The 23,194-nt window shown below is 71.0% G+C and carries 18 protein-coding genes; 11 read left to right on the plus strand and 7 right to left on the minus strand.

Annotated features, from left to right (window positions below; translation table 11 throughout):
* Nucleotides 1-197: 197 nt before the first annotated feature.
* The 5 genes from AC1PMG_RS18575 to AC1PMG_RS18595 form a co-directional block, all read right to left on the minus strand.
* Entirely contained in the window at nucleotides 198-2,222 is a 2,025-nt protein-coding gene (locus tag AC1PMG_RS18575; protein ID WP_481109822.1) for a M3 family metallopeptidase, read from the minus strand.
* A gap of 61 nt (nucleotides 2,223-2,283) precedes the next feature.
* Nucleotides 2,284-3,387, minus strand: coding sequence for a PLP-dependent cysteine synthase family protein (locus AC1PMG_RS18580; protein WP_267097214.1), 1,104 nt, complete (start codon nucleotides 3,385-3,387; stop codon nucleotides 2,284-2,286).
* Nucleotides 3,388-3,539: 152 nt separating this feature from the next.
* Nucleotides 3,540-3,752, minus strand: a complete 213-nt coding sequence (locus AC1PMG_RS18585) for a heavy-metal-associated domain-containing protein (RefSeq protein WP_481109823.1) — start codon at nucleotides 3,750-3,752, stop codon at nucleotides 3,540-3,542.
* Nucleotides 3,753-3,786: 34 nt separating this feature from the next.
* Nucleotides 3,787-6,225 (minus strand): heavy metal translocating P-type ATPase, encoded by a 2,439-nt coding sequence (locus AC1PMG_RS18590; protein WP_481109824.1) that lies wholly within the window; start codon nucleotides 6,223-6,225, stop codon nucleotides 3,787-3,789.
* Nucleotides 6,222-6,662: a heavy metal-responsive transcriptional regulator gene (locus AC1PMG_RS18595; protein WP_481109825.1), complete on the minus strand. Its 441-nt coding sequence runs from the start codon at nucleotides 6,660-6,662 to the stop codon at nucleotides 6,222-6,224. Before AC1PMG_RS18595 ends, AC1PMG_RS18590 begins: the two co-directional genes overlap by 4 nt.
* Nucleotides 6,663-6,782: 120 nt before the next feature.
* On the opposite strand from AC1PMG_RS18595, the gene AC1PMG_RS18600 reads away from it, so the two are divergent.
* The 3 genes from AC1PMG_RS18600 to AC1PMG_RS18610 all read left to right on the plus strand — a co-directional run bounded on the left by AC1PMG_RS18600 (nucleotide 6,783) and on the right by AC1PMG_RS18610 (nucleotide 10,311).
* Nucleotides 6,783-7,190 (plus strand): CopL family metal-binding regulatory protein, encoded by a 408-nt coding sequence (locus tag AC1PMG_RS18600; RefSeq protein WP_481109826.1) that lies wholly within the window; start codon nucleotides 6,783-6,785, stop codon nucleotides 7,188-7,190.
* A gap of 119 nt (nucleotides 7,191-7,309) precedes the next feature.
* Entirely contained in the window at nucleotides 7,310-9,115 is a 1,806-nt protein-coding gene (locus AC1PMG_RS18605; protein WP_481109827.1) for a copper resistance system multicopper oxidase, read from the plus strand.
* Entirely contained in the window at nucleotides 9,112-10,311 is a 1,200-nt protein-coding gene (locus AC1PMG_RS18610) for a copper resistance protein B (protein WP_481109828.1), read from the plus strand. The genes AC1PMG_RS18605 and AC1PMG_RS18610 overlap by 4 nt, the downstream gene beginning before the upstream one ends.
* 295 nt (nucleotides 10,312-10,606) lie before the next feature.
* Here the strand turns inward: AC1PMG_RS18610 and AC1PMG_RS18615 are convergent, their stop codons facing one another.
* A complete protein-coding gene (locus AC1PMG_RS18615; RefSeq protein ID WP_481109829.1) occupies nucleotides 10,607-11,080 on the minus strand; it encodes a hypothetical protein in 474 nt (157 codons plus the stop codon).
* Between the two features lie 104 nt (nucleotides 11,081-11,184).
* Nucleotides 11,185-13,017: a glutamine--fructose-6-phosphate transaminase (isomerizing) gene (glmS, locus tag AC1PMG_RS18620; RefSeq protein ID WP_043093370.1), complete on the minus strand. Its 1,833-nt coding sequence runs from the start codon at nucleotides 13,015-13,017 to the stop codon at nucleotides 11,185-11,187.
* Nucleotides 13,018-13,258: 241 nt separating this feature from the next.
* On the opposite strand from glmS, the gene AC1PMG_RS18625 reads away from it, so the two are divergent.
* The 8 genes from AC1PMG_RS18625 (at nucleotide 13,259) to AC1PMG_RS18660 (ending at nucleotide 23,096) form a co-directional block, all read left to right on the plus strand.
* Nucleotides 13,259-14,527: an efflux RND transporter periplasmic adaptor subunit gene (locus tag AC1PMG_RS18625; protein ID WP_017910318.1), complete on the plus strand. Its 1,269-nt coding sequence runs from the start codon at nucleotides 13,259-13,261 to the stop codon at nucleotides 14,525-14,527.
* 128 nt (nucleotides 14,528-14,655) lie between these two features.
* Complete coding sequence (locus AC1PMG_RS18630; protein ID WP_152240310.1) at nucleotides 14,656-15,372, plus strand: ABC transporter ATP-binding protein; 717 nt, start codon at nucleotides 14,656-14,658, stop codon at nucleotides 15,370-15,372.
* Between the two features lie 28 nt (nucleotides 15,373-15,400).
* Nucleotides 15,401-16,723, plus strand: coding sequence for an ABC transporter permease (locus AC1PMG_RS18635; protein ID WP_481109830.1), 1,323 nt, complete (start codon nucleotides 15,401-15,403; stop codon nucleotides 16,721-16,723).
* Nucleotides 16,724-16,738: 15 nt separating this feature from the next.
* Nucleotides 16,739-17,953 (plus strand): ABC transporter permease, encoded by a 1,215-nt coding sequence (locus AC1PMG_RS18640; protein ID WP_481109831.1) that lies wholly within the window; start codon nucleotides 16,739-16,741, stop codon nucleotides 17,951-17,953.
* A gap of 12 nt (nucleotides 17,954-17,965) precedes the next feature.
* Nucleotides 17,966-19,276, plus strand: coding sequence for an ABC transporter permease (locus AC1PMG_RS18645; protein WP_481109832.1), 1,311 nt, complete (start codon nucleotides 17,966-17,968; stop codon nucleotides 19,274-19,276).
* Nucleotides 19,273-20,514: an ABC transporter permease gene (locus tag AC1PMG_RS18650; protein ID WP_342074036.1), complete on the plus strand. Its 1,242-nt coding sequence runs from the start codon at nucleotides 19,273-19,275 to the stop codon at nucleotides 20,512-20,514. Before AC1PMG_RS18645 ends, AC1PMG_RS18650 begins: the two co-directional genes overlap by 4 nt.
* Nucleotides 20,515-20,527: 13 nt before the next feature.
* Complete coding sequence (locus AC1PMG_RS18655; RefSeq protein WP_481109833.1) at nucleotides 20,528-21,823, plus strand: ABC transporter permease; 1,296 nt, start codon at nucleotides 20,528-20,530, stop codon at nucleotides 21,821-21,823.
* 46 nt (nucleotides 21,824-21,869) lie between these two features.
* A complete protein-coding gene (locus AC1PMG_RS18660; RefSeq protein ID WP_152236491.1) occupies nucleotides 21,870-23,096 on the plus strand; it encodes an ABC transporter permease in 1,227 nt (408 codons plus the stop codon).
* The last annotated feature ends 98 nt before the right edge of the window (nucleotides 23,097-23,194 follow it).

Consider the following 23,194-nt stretch of genomic DNA (forward strand, 5'->3'; position numbering starts at 1 on the left):
CCGATGAAGAAGGTCGCTGCTTTTTTTGTGGGAGGGGCTTCAGCCCCGACGAGCGTTCCCGGGAAAGCCCGTCGGGGCTGAAGCCCCTCCCACAACATCCTTGCAACTGCCCGGAACCCGCGAAAATCCCGAATCCCTGCTTTCAACAGCCGCAGGCTGTCATCCCGAATCACGAATCACGAATCCCAGTTCCCCGCTTACCCCGCCATGCCGCTGTGCCGCAGCAGCGCCTCCAGTTCCGGCGCGCGGCCGCGGAAGGCGGTGAAGTTCTCCAGCGCCGGGCGGCTGCCTCCGCGCGAGAGGATCTCGCGCAGGAAGCGCGCGCCGGTGGCAGGCAACTGGTCGGGCGCTTCCTCGAACGCCGCGTAGGCGTCGGCGCTGAGCACCTCGGCCCACTTGTAGCTGTAGTAGCCGGCCGCGTAGCCGCCGGCGAAGATGTGGCTGAACTGGTGCGGGAAGCGGTTCCACGCCGGCGGCCGGTTCACCGCCACGGTATCGCGCACGCGCTCGAGCAACTGCAGCACGCTGTCGGCCTGCGCATCGAAGTCGTGGTGCAACTGCATGTCGAACAGCGCGAACTCGAGCTGGCGCACGGTGAACATGCCGCTCTGGTAGTTCTTCGCCGCCAGCATCTTGTCGAACAGTGCGCGCGGCAGCGGTTCGCCGCTGTCCACGTGCGCGGTCATCGCCTGCAGGCGCGGCCATTCCCAGCAGAAGTTCTCCATGAACTGGCTGGGCAGCTCCACCGCGTCCCACTCCACGCCGTTGATGCCGGCCACACCTAGTTCGCCGACCTGGGTCAGCAACTGGTGCAGGCCGTGGCCCATCTCGTGGAACAGGGTGGTGACTTCGTTGTGGGTGAAGGTGGCCGGCTTGCCGTCGCTGCCTCGGCCGAAGTTGCACACCAGGTACACCAGCGGGGTCTGCACACCGTCGGCGCGCTCGCGGCGGTTGCGGCAATCGTCCATCCAGGCGCCGCCGCGCTTGCCTTCGCGTGCGTACAGGTCCAGGTAGAACTGCCCGACCAGTCGCCCCTGCGCGTCGCTGAGGCGGAAGAAGCGCACGTCCGGATGCCACACCGGCGCGCTGTCGGCCTCCACACGCAAGCCGTACAGGTCGTGGATCAGGCCGAACAGGCCGTCCAGCACCTTGGGCTCGGTGAAGTAGCGCTTCACTTCCTGCTCGGAGAAGCTGTAGCGCGCCTGCTTGAGCTTTTCGCCGGCATAGGCCAGATCCCAGGCTTCCAGCGTGTCCAGGCCCAGGTGCTCGCGCGCGAAGGCTTCCAGCTCGGCGCGGTCGCGCTGCGCGTAGGGCTTGGCGCGTGCGGCCAGGTCGTGCAGGAAGTCCAGCACCTGTGCGGGATCCTGCGCCATCTTCGTCGCCAGCGAATACTCGGCGTAGCTGGCGAAGCCGAGCAGCGCCGCCAGTTCGCCGCGCAGGGCGAGGATGCGGCCGATCGCCGCGCTGTTGTCCAGCGCAGCATCGCCGAACTCCGAGGCGCGGATCGCGTTGGCGCGGTACAGCGTCTCGCGCAGCGCACGGTCCTCGGCGTACATCTGCACCGGCAGGTAGCACGGCATCTGCAGGGTCAGCTTCCAGCCCGCCTGGCCGTCGCGCTCGGCCGCCGCGCGCGCGGCGGCGATGCTGTCCTCGGGCAGGCCGGCCAGGCGCGCCGGGTCGTCGATCGGCAGCGACCAGGCGTCGGTGGCATCGAGCACGTTCTGCGAGAACTTGGCCGACAGCGCCGACAGTTCTTCCTGGATCGCAGCGAAGCGCTGCTTGTCGGCCTCGCCCAGTTCGGCGCCGCCCAGGCGGAAATCGCGCAGCGCGTTGTCCAGCACCTTGCGCTGCGCCGGGCCGAGCGCGGCCGCCTCCGGCGATTGCGCCAGCGTGCGGTACTGCGCGAACAGCGCCAGGTTCTGCCCCAGCGCGCTGGAAAAGCGCGTCACCTTGGGCAGGTTGGCGTTGTAGGCCTCACGCAGCGCCGGCGTGTTGACCACCGCCTGCAGGTGACTCACCTGGCCCCAGGCGCGCCACAGGCGCTCGGCGGCGTCGTCCAACGGCGCCACGAAGCTGTCCCAGCGCACCGGCGCCACCGTCTCGGCGGCGGCCACGGCGGCCTCGGCCTGCGCCAGCAGCGTGTCGATCGCCGGGCCGATGTGCTCGGGCTGGATCGCATCGAAGCGCGGCAGGCCGGAAAAATCGAGCAGGGGATTGGTCATCGCGGAAGTCTCGGTCACGGAAGGAAGGCCGGCGGCGCCGGTCATGGCAGTGAGATGGCGGTCAGTCCAGCGCAGCACAAGGCAGCGGCGGCAGGCCGGCGCCGGCGACCGCCGCGGCCAGCTGCGCATCGGCCTGGTCCACGTCGATGCCGTGCTCGGCGTACCACTGCGGCCGGTAGTAGCTGTGCCCGTAGCGCTCGCCGCTGTCGCACAGGATGGTGACGATGGCGCCGCTGCGGCCCTGCTCGCGCATGCGCGTGGCCGCCTGCAGCACGCCGACGAAGTTGGTGCCGGTGGAGCCGCCCACGCGCCGGCCCAGGCGCGCGCTGACGTAGCGCATCGCCGCCAGGCTCAGCGCATCGGGCACCTTGACCATCGCATCCACGCAACTCGGGATGAAGCTCGGCTCCACTCGCGGCCGGCCGATGCCTTCGATGCGCGAGCCGCCGGTGCTTTCCAGGCCGGCGTAGTCGCGCCCGGCCAGGGCCTCGCGGTAGCCGTCGAAGAACAGCGACACCTCCGGATCCGCGCACAGGATGCGGGTGGGATGGCGCCGGTAGCGCACGTAGCGGCCAAGCGTGGCCGCGGTGCCGCCGGTGCCGGGGCTGCACACGATCCAGGCCGGGATCGGATGCGGCTCCTCCTGCATCTGCCGGAAGATCGACTCGGCGATGTTGTTGTTGGCGCGCCAGTCGGTGGCGCGTTCGGCGTAGAGGAACTGGTCCATGAAGTGGCCGCCGGTCTCGCGCGCCAGTTGCACCGAATCGGCATGCAGGTCGCAGGCGCGCCCGACCAGGTGGCAGCGCCCGCCCTGGAACTCGATCGCGGCGATCTTCTCCGGCGAGGTCGTCGCCGGCATCACCGCGATGAACGGCAGCCCCAGCAGGCGCGCGAAATACGCCTCGGACACCGCGGTGGAACCGCTGGAGGCCTCGATCACCGGCCGCCCCTCGCGCAGCCAGCCGTTGGCCAGCGCGTACAGGAACAGCGAGCGCGCCAGGCGGTGCTTGAGGCTGCCGGTGGGATGGCTGGACTCGTCCTTGAAGTACAGGTCGATGCCGGGGAAACCGGGCAGGTCCAGCGGGATCAGGTGGGTGTCGGCCGAGCGGTTGAAGTCGGCTTCGATCTTCTGGATGGCGGCGGCCACCCAAGCGCGATGGGTCATGGCGGTGCGGGAGCGGAGAAATCGCGCCCACGATACACGCCCGGCCACGCGCCCGGGCCATGCGCGACAGCGGCCGCCACGCCGGCGTTCACCCGGCGTGGCGCGGCGTCGAAGCGGCGCTCAGCCGGCGTGGCGCGGCGTCGAAGCGGCGCTCAGCCGGCGGCCACGCTGAAGCCGGCGTCGGCGATCGCCTGCTCCAGCGCGGCCACGTCGATGCGCGCGGGGTCGTAGTCGACGCCGACGCGCCCGCCTTCCAGCATCACCGTGCTGGCGGCCACGCCCGGGCAGGCGTCCAGTACCCGCTGCAGCCGTGCGCTGCAGCCGCCGCAGCTCATGCCGTGGACGACGAGATCGAGATGTTGCATGTCATGCTCCAAAGTGAAGAAATCGCACGCGCGCTCACTGCGCACGCCAGCGATTCAGCAGCAGCGCGTTGCCCAGCACCGAGACCGAACTCAGCGCCATCGCCGCGCCGGCGATCACCGGGTTGAGCAGGCCGAACGCGGCCAGCGGGATGCCCAGGCCGTTGAAGACGAAGGCGAAGAACAGGTTCTGGCGGATCTTGCGCACCGTCGCCGCGGACAGGTCGATGGCGGCGGCGACGCCGGCCAGGTCGCCGTGCATCAGCACCACGTCGGCCGCCTCGATGGCAATGTCCGAACCGCTGCCGATGGCGAAACTGACGTCGGCCGCAGCCAGCGCCGGGGCATCGTTGATGCCGTCGCCGACCATGCCCACGCGTGCGCCCGGCACCGCCTGCAACTGGCGCACATGCGCGGCCTTGTCCTGCGGCAGCACCTCGGCCTGCACCTGCTCGATGCCGAGCCGCGCGGCCACCGCCTGCGCCGCGTGGCGGTTGTCGCCGCTGAGCATGGTTACCGCGATGCCGCGCGCCTGCAGCAGGGCCACCGCCTCGGCGGCGTCCTCGCGCAGCGGATCGGCGATGGCGATGTAGCCGGTCACGGCACCGTCCACCGCCACCCCGACCACGCTCTGGCCCTGCGCCTGTGCCGCCTCGGCCTGGCGGCGCAGGGTCGCGTCGGCCGGCACAGCGACCAGGCCATCGAGCCACGCCAGCGCGCCCAGCGCGACCTCGCGCCCGTCCACGCGGCCGCGCACGCCCTGCCCCGGCAGCGTCTGCACCGCCTCGGCCAACGGCGCCGGCGCGGCCGCGCGCACGCCCAGGTCGGCGGCGCGCTGCACGATGGCGCGCGCCAGCGGATGCGCCGAGCCGGTCTCCAGCGCCGCGGCCAGGCGCAACAGCGGCGCGGCCTCGGCCGCGTCGGCGACCAGCACCGCGGTCACCTGCGGCTGGCCCAAGGTCAGGGTGCCGGTCTTGTCGACCACCAGCGCGGTCAGCGCGCGGGCGCGTTCCAGCACCTCGGCGTCGCGGATCAGGATGCCGGCGCGGGCGCCGACGCCGGTGCCGACCATGATCGCGGTCGGCGTGGCCAAGCCCAGCGCGCACGGGCAGGCGATCACCAGCACCGCCACCGCGTGCACCAGGGCGTCGGCGAAGCTGCCGCCCAGCGCCCAGGTCGCGCCCAGGGTGATGGCGGCGATGGCGAGCACCGCCGGCACGAACACCGCGGCGATACGGTCGACCAGGCGCTGGATCGGCGCGCGCGAGCCTTGCGCGGCATCGACCATGCGCACGATCTGCGCCAGCAATGTGTCCGCGCCGACCCCGGTGGCGCGCGCGCGCAACAGGCCAAGCTGGTTGACCGTGGCCGCATGCAGACGGCTGCCCGGCGCCTTGGCCACCGGCATCGCCTCGCCGGAGAGCATCGCCTCGTCCACGCTGGAATGACCCTCGAGCACCTCGCCATCGACCGGCACGCGCTCGCCCGCGGCGACCACGAACACGTCGCCGACCGCCAGTTCCGCCGCATCCACCTCCACGATGACGCCGTCGCGCTCGACCCGCGCGGTGGTCGGCGCCAGGTCGAGCAGCGCGCGCACCGCCGCGGTGGTGCGGCGCTTGGCGCGCGCTTCGAGCAGGCGCCCGAGCAGCACCAGGGTGATGACGCTGGTGCTGGCCTCGAAGTACACGTGCTGGCCGTGCAGGCCGGCCACGGTGACCACCGCGCTGTACAGATAGGCCATGCCGGTGCCCAGCGCGACCAGCACGTCCATGTTGGCGCTGCCGTTGCGCAGCGCGCGGTAGCCGGCGCGGTAGAAGCGCGCGCCGATCCAGCACTGCACCGGCGTGGCCAGCAGCAACTGCAGCCAGCGTGGCAGCGGCTCGGCATGCGCACCGCGCAAGGCGTCGCCATCCAGCATGCCGAGCATCTGCCCCCAGAACGGCAGGGTCAGCAGCACCGCCGCGGCGAACAGGCCCAGCTCGCGCCGCCACGCACGTTGCTCGTCGCGCTCGCGCTCGGCCAGTTGCGCCGGATCCATGGCCTGCGCGATGCGCGCGCCGAACCCGGCACGGGCGATCCGCGCGATCAACTCCGCCGGCGCGACCGTGCCCGGCACGATCTCCACTCGCGCCTTGGCCGAGGCCAGGTTGGCGTGGCCGGCGAGCACGCCAGGGGTCTTCGCCAGCACGGCGTCGATCGCCGCCACGCAGGAGGCGCAGTGCAGGCCGCTGAGCTCCAGCGTCAGGGTCTCGGTGGGGACGCTGTAGCCGGCCTGCTGGATGCGCTGCAACAGCGTCGGCAGGTCCACCTGCTGCGGGTCGTAGTCGACCTGCACGCGCGCGCCGGCGTAGCTGGCCTGCGCCGATACATCGGGCAGGCGGGCGAGCGCCTTCTCCACACCAGCCGCGCAGGCGGCGCAGGTCATGCCCTGCACCGGCAAGGTCAGCGAAGCGGTGGCCGGGTGCGTGCTCATCGCGACGGCTCGCCGGCGGCATCGCCGCGGATGTCGCCCAGGATCGGGCAGGCGTCCGGCGCGCCGCGGCCGGGGCACTCCTCGACCAGCGCCGCCAGGGTGTCGCGCATCTCGGTCAGCTCGGCGATGCGCCGGTCCAGCGCCTGCAGGCGCGCGCTGGCGCGCTGCTTGATGCCCTCCACGCCGTGCACGCGATCGTCCTGCAACGCCAGCAACTCGCCGATCTCCTCCAGCGAAAAGCCCAGTTCCTTGGCGCGGCGAATGAAGCGCACCCGCTGCACCGCCGCAATGTCGTACTCGCGGTAGCCGGAGGCGCGGCGCGGGGCGGGCGGCAGCAGGCCCTGGCGCTCGTAGTAGCGCACGGTGTCGATGGCGACGTCGGCCTGGCGGGCGAGCGCGCCGATGGTGAAGCGGGCGGTGGCGGGGTCGGATCGCATGCGCACACCCTACTCCCTGGAGTCGGGTCCAGAGTCAAGCCTTGCCGCATGGCGGTCGCTTGCCGCGCACGCCGGCTTCGGTATCCTCTTGTTCCTTCTGCCGCCACGCCCTGCCTGTCCGTGCCGACCTTTGCCGTCCTGCTGCGCCTGCTGCTGTGCCTGAGCCTGCTGCTCAACGGCACCGCGGCCGCCATGGCGATGCCGGGCATGGCGACGCACGGCACCTCGACGCACGGCACGGCGGCCCCGGTCGCCAGCGCGGCGCCGGCGCATGCGGCGATGCCCTGCCACGACGCGCCGCCACCGCCGCCGGCGGATCACGACGGCCACTGCCACGACCATGCCGGCAAGCACGGTGGCTGCGGCGGGATGGCCGGCTGCCAATGCCCGCACGCGCAGCCGCTGCCGGCCCTGCTGGCGATGCCGCTGGCACTGCCGCGCATGCCGCGCACCCTCGTCGCCACTGCTTCCCAGACCGCGCACGGTGCGCCCGGCCTGCCGCGGCTGGAACGTCCTCCCAGCGCCTGAGCGCGCGCGGCCGCCTGTTGGGCGGCCTCCTGGCGGCAGCCCACTGGCGCTGCCGCGTCCGTGCCTGCAGCGTCCTTCGGCGCTGCGCGGCGCATCGCATCCGCTTACGGACATCGCACATGAACCCATCTTCCTCCGGCCTGCCGGCGCTGCCGTCGCGGCGCCGCTTCGTCACCGGGCTGGCGCTGGGCGCCGCCGCCGGCCTCACCGGGCTGCCGCTGCGCAGCGCCCACGCCAGCGCGCTCGCCCGCAACGGCGCCGCGCCCTACGTGCTGCACGGCACCGACCTGGACCTGAGCATCGGCAGCACCCGCGTCAACTTCACCGGGCGCGAGCGCCCCGCCATCGCCGTCAACGGCAGCGTGCCGGCGCCGCTGCTGCGCTGGCGCGAAGGCGATACCGTCACCATCCGCGTGGCCAACCGCCTGCCCGGCCACACCCAGACCTCGGTGCACTGGCACGGCCTGCTGCTGCCGGCCAACATGGACGGCGTGCCGGGCATGAGCTTCGACGGCATCTACCCGGGCGAGACCTACCAGTACCGCTTCGCCCTGCGCCAGTCCGGGACCTACTGGTACCACAGCCACTCGCTGCACCAGGAGCAGGCCGGGCTGTACGGCGCCATCGTGATCGACCCACGCGAGCCGCCGCCGTACCGCTACGACCGCGAGCACGTGCTGCTGCTGTCGGACTGGACCGACCTGGACCCGGCGGCGCTGTTCCGGCGGCTCAAGCAGATGCCGTCCTACGACAACCTGTACCAGCGCACCGTCGGCGATTTCCTGCGCGACGCGCGCGAGGACGGGCTGCGCGCCACCCTCGCCGACCGCGGCATGTGGGGGCGCATGCGGATGACGCCGAGCGACCTGTCCGACGTCAACGGCAACACCTACACCTACCTGCTCAACGGCATGACCCCGGCCGGCAACTGGACCGGGCTGTTCCGTCCCGGCGAGAAGGTGCTGCTGCGCTTCATCAACGCCTCCAGCATGAGCTACTTCGACGTGCGCATCCCCGGGCTGAAGATGACCGTGGTCGCCGCCGACGGCCAGTACGTGCATCCGGTGAGCGTGGACGAGTTCCGCATCGCCGCGGCCGAGACCTTCGATGTGCTGGTCGAACCCAGCGGCCAGGACGCCTACACGGTGTTCGCGCAGGACATGGGCCGCACCGGCCATGCGCGCGGCACGCTCGCAGTGCGCGAAGGACTGCAGGCACCGGTGCCGGCGAACGATCCGCGTCCGCTGCTGCGCATGCAGGACATGGGCCACGCGATGGCCGGCCACGCCGGCATGGAGCACGGCGCAGGCATGGCCATGCACGGCATGGAGGGCGGTTGCGGCGCGAACATGCACATGGCCGGCATGCCGGGCATGGAGCATGCTGCGCACGCTGCCACCGCACCTGCGCATCCACGCAGCGAACGCGGCAATCCGCTGGTGGACATGCAGTCCTCCGCCACCGCGCCACGGCTGGACGACCCGGGCATCGGCCTGCGCGACAACGGCCGCCGCGTGCTGAGCTACGCCGACCTGCACAGCCTGTTCGAGGACCCGGACGGACGCGAGCCGGGACGCGAGATCCAGCTGCACCTGACCGGCAACATGGAGAAGTTCGCCTGGTCCTTCGACGGCATTCCCTTCGCCAGCGCCGAACCGCTGCGGCTCAACTATGGCGAGCGCCTGCGCATCGTGCTGGTCAACGACACGATGATGCAGCACCCGATCCACCTGCACGGCATGTGGAGCGACGTGGAGGATGCGGCCGGCCGCTTCCAGGTGCGCAAGCACACCGTGGACATGCCGCCGGGCACGCGCCGCAGCTACCGCGTGCGCGCCGATGCGCTGGGCCGCTGGGCCTACCACTGCCACCTGCTCTACCACATGGACGGCGGCATGATGCGCGAAGTGCGGGTGGACGCATGAGCCGCTCACGTCTCGCCCCACTCGCCCAGGCCATCGGCATGGCGCTGCTGTTGGCGCACGCCGTGGCGCAAGCGCAGCATGCCCCCACGGCCGACACCGACGGCGGCGACGCACCTACTACCGCGCCCTGCGCCTGCCCGGCACCCGCTGCCACCATACCCATGGCGGGCGCTGCGGAGGCATCGCAGCCCGACACGGCAATGCACGGCGCCATGGACCACGCAGCCATGGGGCATGCCGCGCCCGCGCCGGCCATGCAAGACACGCCTGCGGCAGAGCACGCCGACGCCATGTCGCACGCGCACATGGACCACGCCACGATGGACCACGCGGCCACGCCGGCGTCGCAGGTCGATCACCGCGAACACGCGCATCACGCACACACCGTCACGGATCACGACGGCATGGACCATGCGATGCCCACCGCACCTGCCCCAGCGGTGAGCGCGTGCCAGTATCCTGCGAGCGCCGACACCTCGCTGCCACGCGAGCCGATCCCGCCGATCACCGCCGCCGATCGCGCGGCCGCGTTCCCGGTGCTGCGTGACCACGGTATGGCGCACGGCGCAGCGCGTATCGGCTACCTGCTGATCGATCGCCTGGAGGGCTGGGACAACGCCCACGGCAGCGGCCAGGCCTGGGAGGCGCGCGGCTGGTACGGCGGCGACATCGACCGGCTGTGGCTGCGCAGCGACGGCGAGCGCGAGGGCGGCCGCACCACGGCGTCTTCGCTGGAACTGGCCTACGGCCACGCGATCTCGCCCTGGTGGGACGTGCTGATCGGCGGCAGGCAGACATTCGCGGCGGGCCGCGCGCGGACATCGGCCGCGTTCGGCTTGCAAGGCATGGCGCCGTACAAGTTCGAGGTCTCGGCCATGCTCTACGTCGGCGATAGCGGCCATGCCAGCCTGCACCTGGAAGGCGCGTACGACGTGCTGCTGACCAATCGCCTGATCCTGCAGCCAAGGCTGGAAGCGGAACTGGCCGCGCGCAACGATCCGGCGCATCGCACCGGCAGCGGCCTGACCACCGTGGAGGGCGGGTTGCGCCTGCGCTACGAGGTCACCCGCCAGTTCGCGCCGTATGTCGGCGTGGAGCACGTGCGCAGCTTCGGCGACACCGCCGACCTGCGCCGCGCCGACGGCGAGGCGGCGCGCGAGACGCGCTGGGTCGCCGGCCTGCGGGTCTGGTTCTGAGCCGCGGCGGCGCGCCGCAGTACATGGCAAACGGCGGCGCAGAAGACGCGCCGCCTTGGCGAAACGCGGCGCCGCCGCTAGATCGGCGTTCGCGGTGCGTCAGTTACATGTACGCCTATACCACCATCCAGGCACGGCCAACGAAGACGTGCCTTCGTAGGAGCGGCTTCAACCGCGAGGGGCGTTACCGGGAAAGCCCGTCGCGGCTGAAGCCGCTCCTACGAGACGCTGCACCGCCCTTGGATGCCGACATCAAGCACGGACGCTACAGGCGCTGCACGCACCTCTTCACCGCTTACGCGTGCAGCGCCGCCTGCAACGCCGCCACCTCGTGCCGCGGCGGACGCAGCGCCCCCAGTGTGCGGACCAGCTCACGGTAGCTGCGCGCGAGTTGCCCGAACAGGCTGGCGTCGCTGTCGCGGGTCTCGGCGACTTCGGCATAGGCGCCGCGGCCGAGATCGATGAAGTAGTCCACGCTGACACGACGTCGCGCCGCCACGCCGGGGAACAGCCCGGCGATCAGCAGGCAACCGTCACCGACCTCGCGCAACGCGTCGGCGCGCGCACGCCCCACCTGCTCCTGCGCATGCAGCCAGGCCAGCGCCTGGATGCGCGCCAGCAGCTGCGCATCGCGCTGGTAGCGCAGCAGCACGAACACCAGATAGTGCTCGCGCGATTCGTCCAGCGGCCGGCCCAGGCGCTGCCCGGCCTCGTGCACCAGCGCCTGCCACAGCTCGGCCGGCGCCCCCTGTCTGAAAGACTCGTACATGCGTCCTCCTGCGTGGTGGGAACCCTCGCAGGAAGCTTATGCATAACCCGGGCCAGTGCGCTGGCAGCCGGCCATGGCGTCTGCCAAGCCAGCGGTGCGGCGCCTTACTCCACCGTCACCGACTTGGCCAGGTTGCGCGGCTTGTCCACGTCGGTGCCGCGCGCCAGCGCGGTGTGGTAGGCCAGCAACTGCACCGGCACGGTGTGCAGCACCGGGCTGAGCACGCCGGCATGGCGTGGCGTGCGGATCACGTGCACGCCCTCGGATTCGCTGAAGTTGCTGTCCTGGTCGGCGAACACGAACAGTTCGCCGCCGCGCGCGCGCACTTCCTGCATGTTCGACTTCACCTTCTCCAGCAAGGTGTCGTTGGGCGCGATCACCACCACCGGCATGTTGGCGTCGACCAGCGCCAGCGGGCCGTGCTTGAGCTCGCCCGCCGGATAGCCCTCGGCGTGGATGTAGGTGATCTCCTTGAGCTTGAGCGCGCCTTCCAGGGCGATCGGGTAATGCAGGCCACGGCCGAGGAACAGCGCGTTGTGCTTGTCGGCGAAGCGCTCGGCCCACACCGCGATCTGCGGTTCCAGGTTGAGCACGTGCTGCACGCTGCCGGGCAGGTAGCGCAGCTGCTCCAGGTACTCGGCCTCCTGCTCGGCGCTCAGCCGCCCGCGGCGCTTGGCCAGCACGCAGGTGAGCTGGAACAGCGCCGCCAGCTGGGTGGTGAAGGCCTTGGTCGAGGCCACCCCGACCTCGGCGCCGGCGCGGGTGTACAGCACCATCGCGCTGGCGCGCGGGATCGCGCTCTCGGGCACGTTGCAGATCGACAGGGTCTTGGTATGGCCCAGCGCCTTGGCGTACTTGAGCGCCTCCATCGTGTCCAGGGTTTCGCCGGACTGGGAGATGGTCACGATCAGCTGCCGCGGATTGGCGCAGGCATCGCGGTAGCGGTACTCGCTGGCGATCTCCACGCTGCACGGCAGCCCGGCGATGCCCTCGATCCAGTAGCGCGCGGTCAGCCCGGCGTAGTAGCTGGTGCCGCAGGCCAGGATCTGCACGCCATCCACGTCGGCCAGCAGCGCCTCGGCCTTGCTGCCGAACAGCGTGGTGTCGAACCCGCCGGCGTCGAACAGCGCCTCCAGCGTGTCGGCCAGCGCGCGCGGCTGCTCGTGGATCTCCTTCTGCATGAAGTGGCGGTACGGGCCCAGTTCCAGCGAGGCCAGCGACACGTCGGACACGTGCGGCTCGCGCTGCACCGGCTGGTCCTGCGCGTCGTACACCTGCACGCCGTCGCGGCGCAGCTCGGCGGTGTCGCCCTCTTCCAGGAAGATCACCCGGCGCGTGGCCTGGATCACCGCCGAGACGTCGGAGGCGATGAAGTTCTCGCCCTCGCCCAGGCCGATCAGCAGCGGGCACCCCATGCGCGCGCACACCAGCAGGTCCGGGCGCGACTTGCTCACCGCGGCCACGGCATAGGCGCCGGTCAGTTCCTTCACCGCCGCCTGCAGCGCGCCGAGCAGGTCGCGGCCCTGTGCGATGTAGTGGTGGATCAGGTGGGCAATGACCTCGGTGTCGGTCTGCGACTCGAACACGTAGCCCAGCGCGGTCAGGCGCTCGCGCTGCTGTTCGTGGTTCTCGATGATGCCGTTGTGGACCAGCGCCAGGTCGCCGTGGCTGACGTGCGGGTGCGCATTGGCCTCGGTGACGCCGCCGTGGGTCGCCCAGCGGGTGTGGCCGATGCCCAGCGGCGCGTGCAGGCCCTCGGCCAGCGCGGCGCTCTCGGTCTCGGACACGCGGCCGGTGCGGCGCACGCGGCGTACCTGTCCGTCGGCGATGGCGGCGATGCCGGCCGAGTCGTAGCCCCGGTATTCCAGGCGCTTGAGCCCCTCGATCAGGACCGGAACCACATCGCGATCCGCGATCGCACCGACGATACCGCACATAGCCACGCCCTTCGCCGAAAAGTCCGCCATTCTAGCGAAGTCCGCTGAATGTCTCGCCGCTGTCCGCTGCCGGACACAGGGCGTGTCACCCATTCCCGAGCATGCCGCGCCCCAGTGTCCGCGAACGTGTCCGCGGACACCCGGACACCTGTCCGCGCCGTCCGTCCCCATGCAATTCAATGGCTTGCAGTTGGCACGCATCGTGCTGTGAAGTCCCCATCCTCACCGCTGCGACCGTCCGATGATCCGTGACACCTCCGCCCAGGACCAGGTTCTCGCCCGCCCCCGTTCCGCGGCCTGGCGCCGCTGGCTGTGGCCCGGGCTGATCGCCGCGCTGGTGCTGCTGGGCATCGCCTTCGCCGCACGCGGCTGGATCGCCGGCAGCCGCTCGTTCGACGCACAGCGGGTGCGCATCGCCACGGTGACCCGCGGCGATCTGGTCCGCGATATCTCCGCCGACGGCCGCCTGATCGCCGCCAACAGCCCCACCCTGTACGCGATCTCCGGCGGCACCGTGACCCTGAAGGTGGTCGCCGGCGACGTGGTCAAGCAGGGCCAGGAACTGGCCGAGATCGACAGCCCGGAGCTGCGCAGCAAGCTCGCTCAGGAAGAAGCCACCCTGGCCGGCCTGCAGGCCGAGGCCGGTCGTGCCGACCTGGACGCGACCCTGGCCCGCGCCAACGCCAGCAAGCTGATCGACCAGGCACAGATCGAGCGGCAGGCCGCCAGCCGCGACCTGGAGCGCTACCAGCGCGGCTATGAAGGCGGCGCGGTGCCGGCGGTGGAGCTGGCCAAGGCCCAGGACACCCTGAAGAAGGCCGACATCGCGATGAGCCATGCGCAGAAGGATTCGGGCCTGCAGGCGCAGGGCGCCTCGCTGGACGCGCGCAACAAGCGCCTGCTCGCCGAGCGCCAGCGCGCGGTGGTGGCCGAGGTGCAGCGCCAGGTCGACCTGCTGACCCTGCGCTCGCCGTTCGACGGCCAGGTCGGCCAGGTGCAGGTCTCGCAGCACACCAACGTCGCCGCCAACGCGCCGGTGCTGAGCGTGGTCGACCTGTCCAAGTTCGAACTGGAGATCAAGGTGCCGGAAAGCTTCGCCCGCGACCTGGCGATCGGCATGCCGGCGCAGTTGACCAGCGGTGCCGGCGAACCCTTCGCCGGCGCGATCTCGGCGGTGTCGCCGGAAGTGGTCAACGGCGAGGTCAACGCGCGCATCCGCTTCACCGACAAGCAGCCGCCGGGCCTGCGCCAGAGCCAGCGCATGAGCGCGCGGGTGCTGCTGGATACCCGCAAGAACGTGCTCAAGCTCGAGCGCGGCCCATTCGTCGAACAGTCCGGCGGCCGCTACGCCTACGTCATGGACGGCGACTCGGCGGTGCGCCGCCCGGTCGAACTCGGCGTCACCAGCCTGGGCGAAGTCGAAGTGCGCTCGGGCCTGCAGCCGGGCGACCGGGTCGTGGTCTCCGGCAGCGACCTGTTCGGCGATGCGCCGCAGGTGACGGTGCATTAGGAGCCGGGATTGGGGATTCGGGAATGGGGATTCGTCAGTCCCTCTCGTTTTCCTCTCCTGGCCGCTGCTTTCGACTCTCGACATCCCCAATCCCCAATCCCCGCTCCACCAGCACAGGAACTCACGCCATGCTCGAAATGCGCTCCGTCTCCAAGGTCTTCCGCACCGAACAGGTCGAGACGCATGCGTTGCGCTCGCTGGACCTGCATGTCCGCGAGGGCGAGTTCGTCGCCGTCACCGGGCCGTCGGGTTCGGGCAAGACCACCTTCCTCAACATCGCGGGGTTGCTGGAGACGTTCACCAGCGGCCAGTACCTGCTCGATGGCCAGGACGTCAGCAACCTCAACGACGATGCGCGCTCGCGCATGCGCAACCAGAAGATCGGCTTCATCTTCCAGGGCTTCAACCTGATCCCCGACCTCAACCTGTTCGACAACGTCGACGTGCCGCTGCGCTACCGCGGCATGGGCGCGGCCGAGCGCAAGCAGCGCATCGAGGAAGCGCTGAGCCGGGTCGGGCTGGGCTCGCGCATGAAGCACTATCCGTCCGAACTGTCCGGCGGCCAGCAGCAGCGCGCGGCGATCGCCCGCGCCCTGGCCGGCAGCCCGCGCCTGCTGCTGGCCGACGAACCGACCGGCAACCTCGACTCGCAGATGGCGCGCGGGGTGATGGAACTGCTGGAGGAGATCAACGCGCAGGGCTCGACCATCGTCATGGTCACCCACGACCCGGAACTGGCCGCGCGCGCGCAGCGCAACGTGCACATCGTCGACGGCCAGGCCACCGACCTGCAGCGCGAGCCGGTGCTGGTGCACGGCGGCCACGGCACCACGGCCACGCCCTGACCGGCACGGCGACGGCGCGGAGACCGACATGCTCGGCTATTACTTCCAGCAAGCGTGGCGCAGCCTGCGCCGCAGCCCGGTGCTCACCGCGTTGATGGTGCTGTCCATCGCCGTGGGCATCGGCGCGGCGATGACCACGCTGACGGTGATGCGGCTGCTGTCCGGCGATCCCTTGCCCGGGCGCAGCCAGCAGATCTTCTTCGCGCAACTCGATCCGCGCCCCAGCAACGGCGCCAACCAGAAGCCGTACGACAAGCTCGACTACCCCTCGGCCATGGACCTGTGGACGCGCGGGCGCGCCGACCGCCAGGCCATGGTCGCCGAGAGCGAGATCAAGGTGCACGCGGCGGACGGCGCGACCCCGCCGTTCATGACCCAGTTGCTGATGACCCAGGCCGATTTCTTCCCGATGTTCCAGGTGCCGTTCGCCTACGGCAGCGGCTGGCGCGCGCGCGACGACCAGGACCGGGCGCGGGTGGCGGTGATCTCGTCCGACCTCAACGCCAAGCTGTTCCAGGGCCGCAACAGCGTCGGCCGCAGCCTGCTGGTGCGCGGCACGGCGGTGCGCATCGTCGGCGTGCTGGCACCGTGGCGGCCGTCGCCGCTGTTCTACACGCTGGCCGGCGGCAGCTTCGCCCATGGCGATACCGCCAGCTTCTACGGACGGCCGCAGGACGTGTTCATGCCGCTGTCCAGCAGCCTGGAGGTCAACGACGGCCACATCCAGCCGTGGACCTGCTTCAGCAAGCCCGAGGCCAACCTGGACCTGCGCAGCGCGCCGTGCGTGTGGCTGCAGTTGTGGGTGCAGCTGGACACGCCGGCCAAGGTCGCCGACTACCGCCGGCTGCTGACCGACTACGCCGCGCAGCAGCACGCCGCCGGGCGCATCGGCCGCGCCGACACCGCGCGCCTGCTGTCCCTGCCGCAATGGCTGGACCATAACCGCGTGGTGCCGGGCGACGTGCGCCTGCAGAGTTGGCTGGCGCTGGCGTTCCTGGGCCTGTGCCTGTTCAACAGCGTCGGCCTGCTGCTGGCCAAGTTCCTGCGCCGCGGCGGCGAGATCGGCGTGCGTCGCGCGCTGGGGGCGTCGCGCCGCGCGATCTTCGCGCAGTGCCTGACCGAGGCCAGCGTGATCGGCCTGCTCGGCGGCGCCGGCGGCTGGCTGCTGACCCTGCTGGGCCTGTGGAGCGTGCGCCAGCAGCCCACCGCCTACGCCGACTTGGCGCATCTGGATCCGACGACGTTCGCCGGCACCTTCGCACTGGCGATCGCCTGCAGCCTTGCCGCCGGCCTGTTCCCTGCCCTGCGCGCCAGCCGTATCGCGCCGGCCATGCAACTCAAGAGTCTGTAACCGGGGCGCACGACGATGCACATCACTCCCATCCTCAGCGCGCTGTCGCGCCATCGCATCGCCGCCGCGCTGATCGCGCTGGAAGTGGCGCTGGCCTGCGCCGTGCTGTGCAACGCCTTCTTCCTGATCGGCAATCGCCTGGAGCTGGTGCACCTGCGCAGCGGCATCGACGAATCCGCGCTGGGCCTGGTGTCGCTGTCCGGCTGCGACGGCTGCAACGCCGCCGACGTCAACGCCCGCGCGCTGGATGCGGTGCGCCGCACGCCCGGCGTGCGCGCGGCCGGCGCCGTCAACACCGTCCCGTTCGCGCCGCCGGTGTTCAACAATGGACTGTGCCTGGACCAGGACTGCACCCAGGTCGGCGGCGTGCCGCACTTCTACATGGTCAGCCCGGGCGCCGTCGCCGCGCTGGCGCTGCAGCCGGACAGCGGCCGCACCTTCGGCGAGGCCGACTACCAGCCGCTCGACAACGGCATCCCGACCGCGGCCGGCGTGTGGATCACGCGGGCGCTGGCCGCGCACCTGTGGCCGGGCCAGGATCCGCTGGGCAAGGAATTCTGGGCCGGCGGCCACTTCCGCGTGATCGGCACGCTGGAGCACCTGGCGCGCCCCGATCCGGGCCGCAGCGAGGATGGCGTGATCGGCAGCGACTGGTCGGTGGTGATCCCGGTGCGCGAGGCCGCGCAGTCCGGCACCTATGTGCTGCGCGCCGATCCGCGCGAGGTGCCGCGGGTGTTGGCGCAGGCCCGCGCCGCGGTGGCACGGGCGGTGCCCGAGGCGGTGCTGGACAACGCCAACAGCAAGCCGCTGGACGACCTGCGCCAGACGTATTTCCAGAGCGACCGCGCGATGACCGGGCTGCTGGTCGCGATCATCGTCGCGATGCTGCTGGTGACCGCGCTGGGCATCGTCGGCCTGGCCAGTTTCTGGGTGCAGCAGCGCACCAAGCAGATCGGCATCCGCCGCGCGCTCGGCGCCACCCGCCGCGACATCCTGCGCTACTTCCAGACCGAGAATCTGCTGCTGGTCGGCGCCGGCGTGGCCCTGGGCATGTTGCTGGCCTACGGCGGCAACGTGCTGCTGATGCGGGTCTTCGAACTGGAACGGTTGCCGGCCAGCTACCTGCCGGTCGGCGCGCTGCTGCTGTGCGCGCTGGGCCAGCTCGCCGTCCTCGGCCCGGCGCTGCGCGCCGCCGCCGTCGCCCCCGCCATCGCCACCCGCAGCGCCTGATCCGGAGCCCGCATGTTCGCTTACTACCTTCGCCTGGCGCTGCGCAGCTTCGGCCGCAACCGCATCCTCACCGGGCTGATGGTGCTGGCCGTGGCGCTGGGCATCGGCGCGTCGATGACCATGCTGACGGTGCTGCACACGCTCTCCGGCGACCCGCTGCCCGGGCACAGCGCCACGCTGTTCCATCCGCAGCTGGATCCGCGTCCGCGCAACCTGCCCAGCGCCGACCCCGAGCCGCCGGACGAGCTGACCTGGCAGGACGCCACCGCGCTGTATCGGGCGCAGGCGGCGCCGGCGCAGACCATGACCAGCGCGAACTGGCTGCCGGTGCGCCAGACCGTGCCCAACAGCCCCTTGCGCATGCTCACCACCCGCGCCGCCACCGCCGACCTGTTCGGCATGTTCGGCATGCGCTTCCTCTACGGCAGCGGCTGGAGCCATCGCGACGATACCCAGCGCGCGCCGGTGGTGGTGCTGAGCCGCAAGCTCAACGACGCGTTGTTCGGCGGCGCCGACAGCGTCGGCAAGACCCTGACCATCGCCACCCGCCCGTTCCGGGTGATCGGGGTGATCGACGCCTGGGATGCGCAGCCGCGCTTCTACGACCTCAACTCCGGCGCGTACACGCCGCCGGAAGCGCTGTACATGCCGTTCGAGACCTGGCTGGACCTGCCGCAGGACTATGGCTACGGGCCGATGCAGTGCTGGGGCAAGGATGGCGAGGCCGGCCTGCACGACCCCAAGGCCGCGCAATGCACCTGGGTGCAGTACTGGGCGCGGCTGGACACGCCGGAGCAGGTGCGGCGCTATCGCGCGGCGCTGGACGCCTACAGCGCGCAGCAGCGCCAGCTCGGCCGCTTCGAACGCGCCCCCAACACCCGCCTGCGCGGCCTGGTCGACTGGCTGGACTACAAGCGGGTGGTGCCGGCCACGGTGCGCATGCAGACCTGGATCGCCTTCGGCGTGCTGCTGGTGTGCCTGCTCAATGCAGTGGGCCTGCTGGTCGCCAAGTTCATGCGCAAGGCCGGCGAGATCGGCGTGCGCCGCGCGCTCGGCGCCAGCCGCCGCGCGGTGTTCGCGCAGTGCCTGGCCGAATCGGCGCTGATCGGCTGCCTGGGCGGCCTGCTCGGCATCCCGCTGACCTGGATCGGCCTGTGGCTGGTGCGCCAGCAACCGGTGGCGTACGCGCAGCAGGCGCATGCCGATCCCGCGATCCTCGGCATCGCCCTGGCCGTGGCCACGCTCTCGGCGCTGGCCGCCGGCCTGTGGCCGGCCTGGCGCGCCTCGCGCATCGCCCCCGCCCTGCAGGTGAAATCGCTATGACCCCGCTGCCTCCCGTGCGTCCCATCCTGTCCGCATTGGGCAGCCATCGCGCCGCGGTGGTGCTGATGGCGCTGCAGATCGCCCTGACCCTGGCGGTGCTGTGCAACCTGGTGTTCATCATCGCCCGCACCTACCAGCGCGTGCAGACCCCGACCGGGGTGATGGAACAGGACATCGGCCTGATCCAGAGCATCAGCGTGGTCGGCGAGCCGGGCAGCGTCAGCAGCGTCGGCCGCAGCCTGGACATCCTGCAGGCGGTGCCCGGCGTCGAAGCGGCGGCGTTCGGCACGCCGCCGCTGTGGGGCCCGACGCAGGCGCAATTGTTCCTGCAGCCGCAGGCTACGCAAGCGGTCGCCCGTGCGCGCCTGTTTCTCGGCAGCCAGGGCCTGAACCGCACGCTGGGCATCCGCATCGTCGCCGGTCGCGACCTACGCGACGCGGAGCTGACCGGCGCCTCGGACCTGTTCGGTGCGCCGCCGGAGATCGAGCGGCGCCTGCCGGCCCTGATCACGCCCTCGCTGGCCGCCAAACTGTTCCCCGGCGCGTCGCCGCTGGGGCGCACCCTCTACACCAGCACCTTCAACCAGCAGGTGCGCCTGGACATCGTCGGGGTGATGGCGCCGGTGCGCGGCGACATCACCGGCCACGACGACGATGCCGATGCGCTGCTCACCGAGATCCGCATCGGCAGCGAAGGCTGGGGCGGCGGCTACCTGATCCGCAGCACGCCCGGGCAACTGGCGCAGGTGCTGCCGCGCGCGGCGGCGGCGATGCAGCGCGCCAACCCCACCTACGTGCAGCAGCGCGTGGCCACCATGCAGGAACTGCGGACCGAGTACTTCAAGAGCGACAGCGCGGTGGCGCGGATGCTGCTGGCGATCATCCTGATCCTGCTCACCGTCACCGCGCTGGGCATCGGCGGGCTGGCCAGCTTCTGGGTGCAACAGCGCACCCGGCAGATCGGCATCCGCCGCGCGCTCGGCGCCACCCGCGGCGACATCCTGCGCTACTTCCAGCTGGAAAACCTGCTGATCGTCGGCGGCGGCGCGCTGCTCGGCGCCGTGCTCGCCTACGTCATGAACCAGTGGCTGATGCAGCGCTTCGAACTGGAGCGGCTGTCCTCGCCCACCGTCCTGACCGGCATCGTCGCGGTGTGGCTGCTCGGCCAGTGCGCCGTGCTCGGCCCCGCCCTGCGCGCCGCCGCCGTCCCGCCCGCCACCGCCACCCGCAGCGCCTGACCCCGGAGTTCCCATGTTCGGCTACTACGTCCGCCTCGCCTTGCGCAGCTTCCGCCGCAACAAGGTCCTCACCGCACTGATGGTGCTGGCCATCGCCCTGGGGATCGGCGCCAGCATGACCACGCTGACCGTGTTCTACGTGCTCTCCGGCGACCCGATCCCGCAGAAGAGCGACCGCCTGTTCTACGTGCAGGTGGATGCGCAGCCCAAGTCCGGCTACCAGCCGGGCGAGGAACCGGATTCGCAGAACACCCGTTTCGATGCCGAGGCCCTGCTGCGCGAGAAGCGCGCCAAGCGCCAGGCGCTGATGACCGGCGGCAGCGTGGCGATCGAGCCGACCAAGAGCGGCCTGAAACCGTTCAAGTCGGAAGTGCGCTTCACCTCCGCGGACTTCTTCCCGATGTTCGACACGCCGTTCCTGTACGGCCACGGCTGGACCGGCACCGAAGACGAGCGCCACGACCGCGTGGTGGTCATCAGCCGAAAGCTCAACGAGAAGCTGTTCGATGGCGCCGACAGCGTCGGCCGCGAACTGCGCATGGACCAGAACACCTTCCGCATCGTCGGCGTGCTCGACGCCTGGGAGGTCAAGCCGCGCTTCTACGACGTCACCAACACCTATGGCGCGGACGAACAGGCCTATCTGCCGTTCACGGTGGCGATGGACCTGAAGATGGACCGCAACGGCAGCATGAACTGCTTCGGCGACAGCAACGGCGACCAGACCGCACTCAATGCGCCCTGCACCTGGGTGCAGTACTGGGTGGAACTGGAAAGCCCGGCGCAGGCCGCCGACTACAAGGCCTACCTGGAGAACTATTCGGCCCAGCAGCGCGCCGCAGGCCGCTTCCAGCGCCCCAACAACGTGCGCCTGCGCAACGTCATGCAGTGGCTGGACCACAACGAAGTGGTGCCCGGCGACGTGCGCCTGCAGCTGTGGCTGGCGATGGGCTTCCTGCTGGTGTGCCTGCTCAACACCGTCGGCCTGCTGCTGGCCAAGTTCCTGCGCCGCAGCGGCGAGATCGGCGTGCGCCGCGCGCTGGGCGCCTCGCGCGGGGCGATCTTCGCGCAATGCTTAGTGGAAGCAGGCGCCATCGGCCTGGCCGGCGGCGTGGCCGGTCTCGGATTGGCCACGCTCGGGCTGTGGGCGGTCCGCCAGCAGCCGGCCAGCTACGCCAAGCTGGCGCACCTGGATCCGAGCATGCTGGCGCTGACCTTCGCCATGGCGGTAGGTGCCAGCCTGCTCGCCGGCCTGTTGCCGTCGTGGCGCGCCATCCAGGTGGCGCCCGCCCTGCAACTCAAGTCCTGATCCTGCGCGCCCTGCGCCTTCCACGCATTCTCACAAGGTCATCGCCATGGATATCCGCCCCATCCTGTCCACCCTGCGCCGGCACAAGACCGCCGCCGCGCTGATCGTGCTGGAGATCGCCCTGGCCTGCGCGATCGTGTGCAACGCGCTGTTCCTGATCGGCAACCGCATCGAGACCCTTCACCGGCCCAGCGGCATCGCCGAGTCGGAACTGGTGACGATCTCGCTGGGCGGCATCGGCCAGCAGGTCAACGCCGCCGCGCGCACCCGCGAGGACCTGGCCGCCTTGCGCGCGGTGCCCGGCGTGCGCAACGCCACGCTGCTCAACCAAGTGCCGTTCGTGCACTACTCCTGGAACACCAGCCTGTCGCTGACCCCGGACCAGGAGCGACCCACCCTGAACGCGGCGCAGTACATGGCCGAGGAAGGCACGCTGAAGACCCTGGGCCTGAAGCTGGTGGCCGGACGCGATTTCGCGCCCGACGAGTACATGGATCTGGAAGCGGCGCAGACCGACAAGCGGATCCAGGAGAAAGGCACCGCCATCATCCTCAACCGCGCCACCGCGGAAAAGATGTTCCCGGGGCAGAACGCGCTGGGCAAGACCGTGTACACCGGGCCGGTGGGCGCCCGCGTGGTCGGCATCGTCGAGACCCTGGCGCGGCCCACCGCCGCCAGCGGCCTGGCCGAGATCGACTACGCGATGCTGCTGCCGTTTCGCCTGAGCTACACCGACGGCCTGTACGTGCTGCGCGTCACCGACCCGGCGCGGCGCCAGGAAGTGCTGAACGCGGCGACGGCGGCCTTGATGAAGGTCGACAGCAGCCGGCTGGTGCTCAAGCAGCAGACCTACAGCGAGATCCGCGACGCCTACTTCCAGGGTGACCGCGCGATGGTGTGGCTGCTCGGCGCGGTGTGCGTGGCGTTGCTGGTGGTCACCGCGCTGGGCATCGTCGGCCTGGCCAGCTTCTGGGTGCAGCAGCGTACCAAGCAGATCGGCATCCGCCGTGCGCTCGGCGCCACCCGCGGGCAGATCCTGCGCTACTTCCAGACCGAGAACTTCCTGCTGGCCAGCACCGGCATCGTGCTCGGCATGCTGCTGGCCTACGCCATCAACCAGTGGCTGATGGGCAAGTACGAATTGCCGCGGCTGCCGCTGTCCTACCTGCCGATCGGCGCGGTGGCGCTGTGGCTGCTCGGCCAGCTGGCGGTGTTCGCGCCGGCGCGCCGCGCCGCCGACGTGCCGCCGGCCGTCGCCACCCGCAGCACCTGATCCATCCCCTTGGCCGGCTCCGGCCGGCCTTTTTTATCGAGCGCGCCATGCCCCGCAACCATCGTCCACTGCCGTCCTCCGGTCGCCTGCGCCACGCG

The organism is Xanthomonas sp. NCPPB 2250, assembly GCF_056725265.1.

Coding starts and splice junctions, on each gene's coding strand:
- AC1PMG_RS18575 (WP_481109822.1), bottom strand. CDS start 2,222: ATGACCAATCCCCTGCTCGATTTTTCCGGCCTGCCGCGCTTCGATGCG.
- AC1PMG_RS18580 (WP_267097214.1), bottom strand. CDS start 3,387: ATGACCCATCGCGCTTGGGTGGCCGCCGCCATCCAGAAGATCGAAGCC.
- AC1PMG_RS18585 (WP_481109823.1), bottom strand. CDS start 3,752: ATGCAACATCTCGATCTCGTCGTCCACGGCATGAGCTGCGGCGGCTGC.
- AC1PMG_RS18590 (WP_481109824.1), bottom strand. CDS start 6,225: ATGAGCACGCACCCGGCCACCGCTTCGCTGACCTTGCCGGTGCAGGGC.
- AC1PMG_RS18595 (WP_481109825.1), bottom strand. CDS start 6,662: ATGCGATCCGACCCCGCCACCGCCCGCTTCACCATCGGCGCGCTCGCC.
- AC1PMG_RS18605 (WP_481109827.1), top strand. CDS start 7,310: ATGAACCCATCTTCCTCCGGCCTGCCGGCGCTGCCGTCGCGGCGCCGC.
- AC1PMG_RS18610 (WP_481109828.1), top strand. CDS start 9,112: ATGAGCCGCTCACGTCTCGCCCCACTCGCCCAGGCCATCGGCATGGCG.
- AC1PMG_RS18615 (WP_481109829.1), bottom strand. CDS start 11,080: ATGTACGAGTCTTTCAGACAGGGGGCGCCGGCCGAGCTGTGGCAGGCG.
- glmS (WP_043093370.1), bottom strand. CDS start 13,017: ATGTGCGGTATCGTCGGTGCGATCGCGGATCGCGATGTGGTTCCGGTC.
- AC1PMG_RS18625 (WP_017910318.1), top strand. CDS start 13,259: ATGATCCGTGACACCTCCGCCCAGGACCAGGTTCTCGCCCGCCCCCGT.
- AC1PMG_RS18630 (WP_152240310.1), top strand. CDS start 14,656: ATGCTCGAAATGCGCTCCGTCTCCAAGGTCTTCCGCACCGAACAGGTC.
- AC1PMG_RS18635 (WP_481109830.1), top strand. CDS start 15,401: ATGCTCGGCTATTACTTCCAGCAAGCGTGGCGCAGCCTGCGCCGCAGC.
- AC1PMG_RS18640 (WP_481109831.1), top strand. CDS start 16,739: ATGCACATCACTCCCATCCTCAGCGCGCTGTCGCGCCATCGCATCGCC.
- AC1PMG_RS18645 (WP_481109832.1), top strand. CDS start 17,966: ATGTTCGCTTACTACCTTCGCCTGGCGCTGCGCAGCTTCGGCCGCAAC.
- AC1PMG_RS18650 (WP_342074036.1), top strand. CDS start 19,273: ATGACCCCGCTGCCTCCCGTGCGTCCCATCCTGTCCGCATTGGGCAGC.
- AC1PMG_RS18655 (WP_481109833.1), top strand. CDS start 20,528: ATGTTCGGCTACTACGTCCGCCTCGCCTTGCGCAGCTTCCGCCGCAAC.
- AC1PMG_RS18660 (WP_152236491.1), top strand. CDS start 21,870: ATGGATATCCGCCCCATCCTGTCCACCCTGCGCCGGCACAAGACCGCC.